This is a genomic window from Chryseobacterium sp. FH2 (assembly GCF_001045455.1).
Classification (GTDB): Bacteria; Bacteroidota; Bacteroidia; order Flavobacteriales; family Weeksellaceae; genus Chryseobacterium.
Genome location: NZ_LFNE01000005.1, coordinates 295,097 through 306,408, shown reverse-complemented (window position 1 = coordinate 306,408; position 11,312 = coordinate 295,097). Strand labels below are relative to the sequence as shown.

Sequence of the window (11,312 nt, the reverse complement as noted above, 5' to 3'; positions counted from 1 at the left end):
CATAAATTAAATTATTAGGTTGTGTTTTTTTTTTTGCAGATAAATACATTTATACAAATCACTAGTTAGTGATTTTGTTGATATTTTTGAAAATGTGTGTATAAAATTATACTCCGTAATAAGTATAAAAGAGAAATTACTGTGAAATTTCGGAATTATTTTTTTTCATAGGGTAGGGATTGTGTTTTTAAAATATTCTTTGTGTGTTTTTTTAATTGAAATTTCTTTAAAATTATGAATTAAATATTTTTTATAATCTTAAAGTGTGTTCCGTTACAAATTTGAATCAAAAAAAAATCTCCTACAATAGAGAGATTGAATTTTAATGAAAATAGAATAGTATATTTATAAATTTATATATGCCAATTTTATACTTTATTGTTGATATAACCTTCTGTTGCGGAGGTATTTGGTGAAATGGTTGCTGGGTTGCCAAAAACGACGGAATTGGCAGGGACATCAAAATTTACATAAGAATTTGGTGCAATTAATGAGTTGGTTCCAATGGTGATTCCGCCAACGATAACAGCATTCGTCCCTATCCAGACTTCATCTTCAATGGTAGGGAAGCCTTGATTCCTGCCTCGGTTTTGTTGCCCGATAGTGACACCTTGTGCAATGTTGCAGTTTTTACCGATTTTTGCTTTAGGATTAATGACCAAGCTCCCCCAGTGTCCTAAATAAAATCCTTCTCCAATTTCTGTTTCGGGATAAATCTGATAGCCATATTTTATTTGGTAATGTCTTAAAATGAATTTCCAAAAAATTCCTAAAACGGGGGTTTTTCTATATTTCTGAGCCTTCCTCAAAATATATACGAAATGAAGGTTGGGATTAATAAATTTCGCCCAAATTTGAAATGTTGAAAGCCATTTTCCACTTTCCCGGTAAAAATCTTTTTGTATAATAGAGTAGTCTGACATGATTTTGATTATTTATAGAGCGTCAATTATTTCCTGAAGATGCTTTACAGACTTTTCTAAAACAAAAGGCAGGTCTGTATTTTCTATTTCCTTTTGATAATTTTCTGCGAGAGTCTTATCGGTAAGAAATCTTTTCATTCCATCATAAATGCCGTCTTCAGAATTGGGTGTGATAATTCCTAACTTTCCGTTTTGAAGGAGATCTTTAATTCCGGAAATATCTGTTGCAGAAATAGGTTTGTTTAAGATAAGAGCTTCCGCAATAATCGTCGGGAAACCTTCGTGTCTTGAAGACATAATGTAGAAATCCGCTTTCTTTAAATAGGGATAAGGATTACTCCTGAAACCAAGCATCTTTGCTGTGTTCTGTAATTTTAATTTATCAAGTTGAGCTTGGATATTCGCCAAATCATAACCGTCACCGATAATAATAAGCTGATGTTTTAAGCCTTCATCCAACAGTCTTTTATGAACATCTAGGAGTCTGTCATAGCCTTTTTGAGGATAAACAGTCCCTACGCTTACGAAAGTAGGGATTTCATTGTTGAAAGGGTAGTCGTCAATAGCAACATTAGCTTTTTTCAATGTATCTTTTTTGTCAATGGGATTGAAGATTTTTATAACAGATTGTTTTTCCTTTTCTGTTTTGGCTAACTTATGTATTTCTTCCTCAAGTTTATTGGAAATCACCAGTATTTTATCAAACTTGAAAAACTCCCTTATAATTTCAGGAGTATATTCTTTTAAATTAAAAATATCATTCTGAACCCAAATAATCTTTTTAGAATCTTTCTGTGGGCTTGACAGAATTTCCCTGTACATTCCATGAATCGCAGCTAATTCTACGTCGTACTTTTTATTCTTTAAAACGAATTTATAAAGTAATGAAGGAAACCATAAAAATATCTTTTGATATAGAACTCTATATGCTTTTACGGGAATCTCTTGCGGTTTGTTTGTAGTAATCATTTCACCTTTCAGTAAATAAAAAACATTGACCCAGGAAGGAACTTCTTCAATGTAAATGCCTGAATAAAGATTAATTAATAAATCAACTTCATATTTATCGGGAGAAATATTTTTAAGAAACGTAACCAACACTTTTTCTGCTCCGCCATGACGTAGAGAACCTATACGAATGAGGATTTTCTTTTTTTTTAACATTTATTTTTTTACAGGTTTATATATATGAGGGAGATTTTTGATGAGGTATTTTTCTAAAGCGGAGCGATCTGCTTCTAGCTCTAGAGGGTAAACTGTGTTATTGACTAATAATTTCTCACCATATTGTTCAATTGTACAGATAAATTTGGCAGGAGCTCCTGCATAAACGGAATTATCAGGAATCGAACTGCTGACAACACTTAGAGAACCAACAATACAATTATCTCCAATAGAAACTCCGGGCAAAAGAATAGAGCCTTTTCCGATGAAAGTATTGTTGCCTATTTTTATTCTTCCGAAGGTTCTTCCGTCTTTATATTTTTCAATTCTTTTGGTTACTCTTCCGTCTCCGCCATGATTAATGAACGAAACACCTTCTGCAATGGTAACATTATCTCCCATTTCAATAAGGAAACATTCTGAACCGAAGTTGGGAATGCCCTGAACATACAGATTATCGCCGACTTTCATGCCTTGATGAATAGCAACTTTCGTAGCCGCTTGTTTCACCATATCTTCATACAGGGAACGTATTTTTAATATGATTCTGTATATTAATATCATGTGTGAGCTAATTTTAGGATTATATTTTCTACAGCGTCAAATATTTTCTGATTATCAAACTGTTCTTCAATATTTTCTAAGTTTTTATTAATATTTGAAACAAGTTTTGGTTCTGTCAAAAACCTTTTCATGGCATCATACATTTCATCCACTTCATAATTGATGAGGTATCCGTTCTCTTCATGATTTATCATCTCAGGAACTCCGCCTACGCTGGTGGCAATAATAGGTTTTTGAAGGATTAGGGTGTCAGCGATAACTAAAGGCCACCCTTCTGATTCTGAGGGTAAAATATAGAAGTCAGCATTTTTTATATATGGATAGGGATTCATCAGGGAACCTAAAAATTCAAAACTATTGCTAACACCCAGTTTCTCAGCTTGTTTTTTTAAATTTTCTCTTTCTTCACCATCACCGATTACCACAATATGATGATCAAACCCGTCTTTTAAAAGTTTTGCATGAGCATCCATGAGTTTATGAAATCCTTTTCTGGTATGCAACCTTGCCACCGAAACAAAAACAGGCTTTTGGGGAAATCCAGGTTTAAATTCCTGTGCCTTTTGTTTTAACTCATCAATCGGGATTGCATTAAGAATAACCTGATTTTCGGGTAATTTCAAATCAGGATATGTTTTTATCAAAATGTCTTTGGTTTGCTGTGAGCCGAAAATAAAATAATCAAACTGAGGGATATGCTTCAGAACAGCCGGAATCAAAGGTTTAAATTTAGGAACGGTAATATCAGAGTGAAACCATCCTATTTTTTTTGAATTTTTATTACTAGAATTCAAGACAGGAGCAAAATCTGCGTAAGTAGAAGCTATTTCTACATCATATTCTTCCTGCAAAATTTCATCAGCAATTTTAGGATTTTTTTCGGCTTCATTCAGTCTTAATTTTCTTTTAACAAGCTGAAGTTTTTGTATGATGGAATTTTTGGATAAGTCCTCTTTTCCATCAGTCAGATATTCTTTTCGGACATGTTTGGGAATTTCATCACGCAATTCTCCCTGGTTCATATTTAAACATATAGTCATTTCAAACTTTTCACGATTGAGATTATTTAACATGCTTAAAATAACCTTTTCTACACCTCCCATTTCCATAGAACGGTGCCTGAAAAGAACTTTGATTTTTTTATTATCCATTCTTAATTAAAGACTTGTTGTACAAATATTCTTATTTTTTTTCTAATTCTAAAAGAAAAAGAGGTTTGATACTTTAATAAATTATAAATTTCCTTAGAATCTGTAAAACTTTCCGGTACAGGCTTTCCGTTGATGGTTTTCAATTTTCTTCGTTTCATAGCATTGAAAATCACTTCTGCAAAATATTCTCGGGATTTTGGTCTGTTTTGGTTTTGAGAAATCCCGCCGGAATGTGTTCTGTAAAAATAATTGTTTTCGTTGATAAACCGCACTTTTCCTTTTTCATACATTTTTAAATATAAATCCTGATCTTCTGCAATTCTCATCAGGATATTAATTTTTTCGGTCTGTAAATAAACCTGTTTTCTAAACGAAACAAAATGTACAATATTGACCGGACAATTAAAAAAATAAGGGTCATTATTCAGGGCTTGGCTCACCTGTTTGGAAACTTCTACCGGTTGGAGATTTTCGTCACATTTCACAAATTTTGAATAAGTGAGAACGATATCTTTATTTTTTTTAAAAATATTTACACTTGAAAGAAGAGCTTTAGAGCCGATAGCATCATCAGGATCTACAAAACCACAAATTTCTCCATTTGCCAAATCTATAAGTTTTGCTTTTGTCACGCCGACTCCGCAATTCACCTCATTTTCAAATAGTTTGAACCTATTATCTCCTTTTATTAGTTCATTAATGAGCTCTAAAGAATTATCTGTAGAACAATCGTCAAGAATGATAGCTTCCCAATCCGTGTATTTTTGAGAAATGATAGAATCATAACATTTTTTAAAAAATTTACCATTATTGTAGTTGGCTACGAGAATCGAGAATGTCATTTTTGTGCTTTTAATTATGCAAATATCTTAAATATTAATAATAACCCGGCAGCTTAATGTCAATTTGATTACTATCATTTGTTAAAAAAACAAAAATGGTAAAAAAAATAATATTTTCAGCGATGATTTACGGTAATATTTGTCTCAAAATTCTTTTTTAATTGAAAAACTCCCAAAAAAATTAATAAGTCCTAAAAAAGTAAGATATTGAAATTAAATAAAAATATTTACTTTTGTACCATAAAAACCTACACAATGAATGAAATAAGACAAGTTTCCAGAACTTTTATTACCTATTTTAGAAAGAGCAGATTTTTACGAAAGGAAACCTATTAGAGTGTTTGTAAAATAATTTTTATATTTATTACATTAAAGAAAACTCTATGCTCTTTAATTCTATTGCCTTTCTTATTTTCCTGCCCATAATTTTTATTCTGTACTGGTGTGTATGTAATAAGAATTATAAATTCCAGAATATACTATTACTGGCAGCCAGTTTTTACTTCTATGGCTGTTGGGATTGGCGCTTTCTGTTCCTTTTGGTATTTTCAATTGGGTTGGATTATTTTTCAGGAATTCAAATCGAAAACAGTAACACTAAAAAACAGGCAACGTTTTGGTTGATTATCAGTATTGGTATTAATTTAGGTTTTTTAGGTTTCTTTAAATATTACAATTTCTTCATCGAAAACTTTGCTGAATTATTAAAAACATTCGGATTTGGAGTGAATATGTGGGTTCTAAAAGTAATTTTACCTGTAGGTATTTCATTCTATACTTTCCACGGATTGTCTTATGTAATAGACGTTTACAAGAAAAGAATTCCGGCGGAGAGAAACTTTGTAGATTATGCCGTTTTTGTAAGTTATTTTCCATTACTGGTTGCCGGGCCGATTGAAAGAGCAACACATCTTCTCCCTCAAATCCAGCGAAAAAGATCTTTTGACTATGAAAAGGCAAAAGACGGAATGGCACAGATTCTTTGGGGATTTTTTAAAAAAATGGTAATTGCTGATAACTGTGCTCCGATTGTCAATGAAATATTCAATAATTATCATACTGAAAGTGCAAGTAACCTAGTTTTGGGAGCAATTCTTTTTGCTTTCCAGATTTATGGAGATTTCTCAGGATATTCTGATATTGCACTGGGAACATCCAGATTATTTGGAATCGAATTATTAAAGAATTTCTCTTATCCGTATTTTTCGCGAGATATTGCAGAATTCTGGAGGAGATGGCATATTTCACTTTCATCATGGTTCAGAGATTATCTTTATATACCGTTAGGGGGGAGTAAAGGAGGTTTGTGGATGAAAATCAGAAATACCTTTATCATCTTTCTGGTAAGTGGGTTCTGGCATGGTGCCAATTGGACTTTCATCATCTGGGGCGGACTAAACGCCTTATTTTTCCTTCCGCTATTAATTGCCGAAAAAAACAGGCATCATCTGGAAGTCGTAGCAATGGATAAAATTATTCCCTCATTTAGAGAGGCTTTTAGTATTCTGACAACTTTTGCTTTAACCTGTTTTGCCTGGATTTTCTTCCGTGCAGCGAGTGTTTCTGACGCAATAGGATACCTTAAAGGGATTTTCAGTCAAAGCTTATTTTCATTTCCGACAGAGTTTAGACCCGTTTTATTTGGGCTCATTATTTTCATGCTTGGAATGGAGTGGGTAAACAGAACACATGATTACGGCTTGAAAATTCAAGAAAGAAAACCTGTAGTTCAGGCTGTTATCTATATTGTTGTTGCATATTTGATATTGAATTTTGCGAATTTCGGGAGTAATGAATTTATTTATTTTCAATTTTAAATGAAAAAATTTCTTTCCATATTGACTTTATTCATCGCCATAATGTTTATTATTGGTTTGATAAAGCTCGCTTTGAGCCCGAATAGTAATTATTCTTATCCGTTTCTCAATGCAAAACTTGATTATCTTAAAAAACATCCGGAATATAATTTATACTTTATCGGAAGTTCAAAAATCAATGATCAAATTGATTGTAAGTTGATTGATGATAATATGAAAGGTATAAAGTCGTACAATTTAGGAGCAAATGCAGGATTCAATTTAGAAAATTTCCAAACATTGGAATATGTGCTTGAAAATCCTTCTTTTAAACCAAAATATATCGTTCTTGAACTTCAGGATAAAATAAATATTACCAGACAAAATCTGAAAACAGAAAGAAGTTTCGGGGCATTTAATTATGAAAACACCCTTTTTGCAAGTAAATTTCAAAAAGAAAACGGGAACTATAAACAAATGGCTTTATCTTGGGCATCATTTATATTAAATGTTTTTCATTTCAGTAAACATTATGATGAAAGAATAATTCAGGACGCACATAATCGTTTCGTGGATGAAACGCAAGGTTTTTCAGCCTTAGATTATAGTATTATTCCCAGATATGAAGAAACAGAACTGAAAAATATTATTAAAGACAGATTGGAACGCTATCATGCGGATGACAGAAAGCATACTCCCAATAAAGCATTGGTTGAAAAAATTAATGAACTTGCCGAAAAGTGCCGAAAAAAAAATATTAAGCTAATTATGCTTATTCCTGGGCCTGCAGAACCTGATGCAAAAAAACTCCAGGTATATCAAAATGCAGTGCGTGTTCCTGTAATAAGCCTTGTAAATCCAGACGAATATCCTGAATTTTATCTTTATGAAAATAGATGGGATAACGGGCATCTGAATGAAAGAGGCTCAAAAATTCTTTCCAAGAAAATGGTTCCTTTTCTGGAGAAATTTTTAGAAAAAAAATAGAGATAATGTATTATCTTAAAATGTGCTTAAAGTAATAAAACGTTTTTGTAATTCATTGATATAAATTGTATTTTGCGTTTTTTAAACATTAAACTGATGATGAAAACATTTACAGAATTAAAAAAAAATATAAATAAAAAACCGGATGGGCTAAAAAAAATAAAGGTAGCTTTATTGGGAGATACAGCAACACAATTTTTAAATATGGCATTAAAAGGTTGTGCTGTTGATGGAGGTTTTGATTTGGAAGTCTTCGAAGCAGATTTTGGACAAATTTCCCGCCAGATTTTAGATCCCACTTCAGAATATTATGAATTTAACGCCGATTATACTATAATTTTTGAATCTTCACATAAACTATTAAGCCAATATTATAAGTCATATAATTCTCAACTGACTTTTGCAGAGAGTAAAATTAACTATATAGAAGAGCTTTACGAAACCATTCAAAACAGAACAAAAAGCAAGGTTATTTACTGTAATTTTCCTGGAATCGACAATCAGGTTTTTGGAAATTTTGCCAATAAAGTAGAGTCTTCATTTGTCTTTCAGCTGAATAAGCTTAATTATCTGCTTTCATCGCAGGTTGCATTCAATAGAAGCAATTTTTTTATTGCAGATCTCGTTTCGCTTCAGAATAAATGGGGGAGAAATTTTATGTTTTCACCTAATATCTATGTGAACACAGAAATGGTACTTTCTCTGGATGCCCTGCCAATTGTAGCCCATCATATTTTAAGCATTATTGCTTCCATTGAAGGTAAATTTAAAAAGTGTGTTATCCTGGATTTGGACAATACAACATGGGGTGGAATCATTGGTGATGACGGTCTTGAAAAAATCCAGATTGGAAGCTTAGGAATAGGAAAAGCTTTTACCGAATTTCAGCACTGGATAAAATCTTTACAGAAAAGAGGAGTTATTTTAGCTGTTTGCAGTAAAAATGATGAAGATAAGGCTAAAGAACCTTTTGAGAAGCATCCTGATATGGTTATAAAACTGGATGATATAGCCGTTTTTGTTGCCAATTGGGAAAATAAAGCAGACAATATCAGAAAGATTCAGAGTATTTTAAATATCGGGTATGATTCGATGGTTTTCTTAGATGACAATCCTTTTGAAAGAAATCTTGTAAGAGAGAATTTACCGGAGGTTTGTGTTCCGGAATTACCTGAAGATCCTGCAGAATATCTTGAATATTTATACAGTTTGAACCTTTTCGAAACCGCAAGTTTTTCTGAAAATGATGCTGAAAGAACAAAGCAATATCAGGTTGAAGCAAAAAGGGCGATTGAGCTGGAAAGCTTTACTAATGTAGAAGATTTTCTAAAAAGCATGAAGATGGTTTCTGATGTTCAGTCTTTTAATAATTTTTCAAAGCCGAGAGTCTCTCAGTTGACTCAACGCTCAAATCAGTTTAATTTAAGAACGGTAAGATATACAGAGCAGGACGTTGAAAATTTAATGACTTCCGACAATCATCACACAATTTCTTTCACATTGGAAGATAAATATGGTGACAACGGATTAATTTGTGTCATTGTGCTTGAAAAGAAAGATCCAGAATCCCTGTTCATTGATACGTGGCTGATGAGTTGCCGTGTGCTCAAAAGAGGAATGGAAGATTTTACTCTAAACACTATTGTAGAAATAGCTAAAAAGAATGGCTATAAATATGTAATAGGAGAATACATCCCATCCGCAAAAAATCAAATGGTGAAAGATCATTATGAAAGATTAGGTTTTGAAAATCAGGATGGTAAATGGTTGCTGAATCTAGATGATTACCAAAATAAAGAAGTATATATCGTAAATAAATAATTAATTTTTAATAAAAATAATAGATTATGGAAAGAAATGAAATTTTGACAAAACTTACAGGAGTTTTTCGTGAAGAATTAGATAATGAAGAAATTATATTAAATGCAGATACTACTGCTGAAGATATTGAAGAATGGGACTCACTGTCTCATATTCAGCTGATTGTTGCTGTAGAAAAATCTTTTGGTATTCGTTTCACTTCTTCAGAAATCCAAAGCTGGAATAATGTAGGGGAAATGGCAGATTCTATAGCTTCAAAACTATAATGAAATTTCATCACGTTGGAGTTGCCTGTAAAGATATACAGGCAGAGCTCCAAAATATAAGAAAACTTCATAAGATTGTTGAAGAAACTCCGGTTGTTTTTGACCCTAATCAGCAAGCAGAGCTGTGTATGGTGACCGTAGAGGACGGATTAAACATTGAATTTGTTTCCGGTAAGCCTGTTGAAAATCTTTTGAAGAAAAGAATTTCATACTATCACATCTGTTATGAAGTAGAGCATATTGATACCACCATAGAACACCTTACTCAAAACGGAGGAATGCTTATTTCTCCTCCGAAGGAAGCTGTCCTTTTTAATAATAGAAAGGTTGCTTTTTTAATGCTTCCTTATGGAATTGTCGAACTTTTAAATAGCAATTAATGCAATTTACATCATTAATTTTTCTTCTTTTTTTCTCAATTGTTTTTGCTGTATATTGGTGGGTTTTAGGTAAAAAACTTAAAGCTCAGAATATCTTTTTGCTATTAGCCAGCTATGTGTTTTATGCTAATTGGGACTGGAGGTTTTTAATATTATTGATTACGAGTTCGGGCGTTATTTTTTATTTAGGACTAAAAATTTCTGAAAGTGAAAATCTTAGAAAGAAGAAATTATGGACTAATTTAGGATTGCTTTTCTCGATCGGAACATTGTTTTATTTTAAATATTTCAACTTCTTTATTGATTCTTTTGCAGATTTATTCGGCATTAAAAATAAACTTACTTTATCAATTATTTTACCGCTGGGCATCAGTTTTTATACCTTTAGAATGATAAGTTACTTGCTGGATATTAAGAATAATAAATTAAAGGCTGAAACCGATGCTCTGGCATTTTTTAATTATATAGCTTTCTTCCCAAGCATGACTTCAGGACCGATTGATAAAGCGGGCTTATTGTTGCCTCAATTGAAAAAGGAGCGGGTTTTCACACTGGAAAATGGTTCAGATGCTGCCAGGCAAATTCTCCTAGGTGCATTCAAAAAATTGGTTATTGCCAATAGCATTACTCCAATTACCCAAGATATATTTCAAAACTACAGCCATCTTTCAGGAAGTACAGTGGCTTTTGGAATGATTCTTTTCCTCTTTGAAATGTATGCAGATTTTTCCGGATATTCTGATATGGCTATTGGCTTTGCAAGACTTTTAGGATTTAAAATAACGAAGAACTTTGCATTTCCTCTTTTTGCTCAGAATATTGCAGATTATTGGAGAAAATGGCATATTTCATTAACCTCCTGGTTAACGGAATATGTTTTTACTCCCTTAGTAATTCAATTCAGAGATTATGATAAAAAAGGATTAATAGCAGCCATTATTTTAAACTTTATATTAATTGGAGCTTGGCACGGCCCGAGATTTACTTTTGTACTTTTTGGCTTGCTTCACGGGCTTTATTATATACCTTTAATTTTAAAAGATAGATTAAACAAAAAGAAAAAATTTTCTAAAACCATTCCGACATTACAGGAATTTGGGAATATTTTATTGACGATGGGAATGGTTTGTTTTGCTTTAGTTCTTTTCGTGGCACCCAATCTTACAGATGCTTTTGGAATGTACGCAAGAATATTCAGCTTTTCTCTATTCTCGATTCCTCAGTTTATCAATGTCAAGATTTTAGGATTAATAGCAATATTGGTTTTATTTGACTGGCTGAATAAAGACCAGGAGCACGGGCTTGCAATCAGCAGATATAGGCCTTTGGTAAGAAGAGGAATTTACTTGTTTCTTATTTTTATAATTATGTATTACGGAGTTTTTGGTAATGGTAATTTTATCTATGAACAGTTCTAA

11 protein-coding genes are annotated in these 11,312 nt (G+C 32.3%); 6 read left to right on the top strand and 5 right to left on the bottom strand.

All coding sequences use genetic code 11. From position 1 onward, the window contains the following. Positions 1-368: 368 nt before the first annotated feature. The 5 genes from ACM39_RS10475 to ACM39_RS10455 are packed head-to-tail and all read right to left on the bottom strand — an operon-like array spanning position 369 to position 4,644. Positions 369-923 (bottom strand): serine O-acetyltransferase, encoded by a 555-nt coding sequence (locus ACM39_RS10475; RefSeq protein WP_048510973.1) that lies wholly within the window; start codon positions 921-923, stop codon positions 369-371. A 12-nt stretch (positions 924-935) separates the two neighbouring features. Continuing rightward, complete coding sequence (locus ACM39_RS10470) at positions 936-2,087, bottom strand: glycosyltransferase (RefSeq protein ID WP_048510972.1); 1,152 nt, start codon at positions 2,085-2,087, stop codon at positions 936-938. After that, positions 2,088-2,651 carry a DapH/DapD/GlmU-related protein gene (locus ACM39_RS10465; protein WP_048510971.1) on the bottom strand — a complete coding sequence of 188 codons (564 nt, stop codon included), beginning with the start codon at positions 2,649-2,651 and terminating at the stop codon, positions 2,088-2,090. Next, a complete protein-coding gene (locus tag ACM39_RS10460) occupies positions 2,648-3,802 on the bottom strand; it encodes a glycosyltransferase (RefSeq protein ID WP_048510970.1) in 1,155 nt (384 codons plus the stop codon). The genes ACM39_RS10465 and ACM39_RS10460 overlap by 4 nt, the downstream gene beginning before the upstream one ends. 2 nt (positions 3,803-3,804) lie before the next feature. After that, positions 3,805-4,644 carry a glycosyltransferase family 2 protein gene (locus tag ACM39_RS10455; RefSeq protein WP_048510969.1) on the bottom strand — a complete coding sequence of 280 codons (840 nt, stop codon included), beginning with the start codon at positions 4,642-4,644 and terminating at the stop codon, positions 3,805-3,807. A gap of 383 nt (positions 4,645-5,027) precedes the next feature. Between ACM39_RS10455 and ACM39_RS10450 the strand changes: the two genes are divergently transcribed. The 6 genes from ACM39_RS10450 (at position 5,028) to ACM39_RS10425 (ending at position 11,312) form a co-directional block, all read left to right on the top strand. Continuing rightward, a complete protein-coding gene (locus ACM39_RS10450) occupies positions 5,028-6,461 on the top strand; it encodes an MBOAT family O-acyltransferase (RefSeq protein ID WP_048510968.1) in 1,434 nt (477 codons plus the stop codon). Continuing rightward, the gene (locus ACM39_RS10445) at positions 6,462-7,427 is read left to right on the top strand and encodes a hypothetical protein (protein ID WP_048510967.1); all 966 of its coding nucleotides are present in this window, start codon (positions 6,462-6,464) and stop codon (positions 7,425-7,427) included. A 96-nt stretch (positions 7,428-7,523) separates the two neighbouring features. Further along, on the top strand, positions 7,524-9,248 hold the full coding sequence (locus ACM39_RS10440) for an HAD-IIIC family phosphatase (RefSeq protein WP_228377099.1): 1,725 nt from the start codon (positions 7,524-7,526) through the stop codon (positions 9,246-9,248). Positions 9,249-9,274: 26 nt separating this feature from the next. Next, entirely contained in the window at positions 9,275-9,514 is a 240-nt protein-coding gene (locus ACM39_RS10435; protein ID WP_048510966.1) for an acyl carrier protein, read from the top strand. Continuing rightward, positions 9,514-9,894, top strand: a complete 381-nt coding sequence (locus ACM39_RS10430; RefSeq protein ID WP_048510965.1) for a VOC family protein — start codon at positions 9,514-9,516, stop codon at positions 9,892-9,894. The genes ACM39_RS10435 and ACM39_RS10430 overlap by 1 nt, the downstream gene beginning before the upstream one ends. Next, positions 9,894-11,312 carry an MBOAT family O-acyltransferase gene (locus ACM39_RS10425; protein WP_048510964.1) on the top strand — a complete coding sequence of 473 codons (1,419 nt, stop codon included), beginning with the start codon at positions 9,894-9,896 and terminating at the stop codon, positions 11,310-11,312. The genes ACM39_RS10430 and ACM39_RS10425 overlap by 1 nt, the downstream gene beginning before the upstream one ends.

Excerpts from the sequence above, each read along its gene's own strand:
- ACM39_RS10475 (WP_048510973.1), bottom strand. The coding sequence starts at position 923 with ATGTCAGACTACTCTATTATACAAAAAGATTTTTACCGGGAAAGTGGA.
- ACM39_RS10470 (WP_048510972.1), bottom strand. The coding sequence starts at position 2,087 with ATGTTAAAAAAAAAGAAAATCCTCATTCGTATAGGTTCTCTACGTCAT.
- ACM39_RS10465 (WP_048510971.1), bottom strand. The coding sequence starts at position 2,651 with ATGATATTAATATACAGAATCATATTAAAAATACGTTCCCTGTATGAA.
- ACM39_RS10460 (WP_048510970.1), bottom strand. The coding sequence starts at position 3,802 with ATGGATAATAAAAAAATCAAAGTTCTTTTCAGGCACCGTTCTATGGAA.
- ACM39_RS10455 (WP_048510969.1), bottom strand. The coding sequence starts at position 4,644 with ATGACATTCTCGATTCTCGTAGCCAACTACAATAATGGTAAATTTTTT.
- ACM39_RS10450 (WP_048510968.1), top strand. The coding sequence starts at position 5,028 with ATGCTCTTTAATTCTATTGCCTTTCTTATTTTCCTGCCCATAATTTTT.
- ACM39_RS10445 (WP_048510967.1), top strand. The coding sequence starts at position 6,462 with ATGAAAAAATTTCTTTCCATATTGACTTTATTCATCGCCATAATGTTT.
- ACM39_RS10440 (WP_228377099.1), top strand. The coding sequence starts at position 7,524 with ATGATGAAAACATTTACAGAATTAAAAAAAAATATAAATAAAAAACCG.
- ACM39_RS10435 (WP_048510966.1), top strand. The coding sequence starts at position 9,275 with ATGGAAAGAAATGAAATTTTGACAAAACTTACAGGAGTTTTTCGTGAA.
- ACM39_RS10430 (WP_048510965.1), top strand. The coding sequence starts at position 9,514 with ATGAAATTTCATCACGTTGGAGTTGCCTGTAAAGATATACAGGCAGAG.
- ACM39_RS10425 (WP_048510964.1), top strand. The coding sequence starts at position 9,894 with ATGCAATTTACATCATTAATTTTTCTTCTTTTTTTCTCAATTGTTTTT.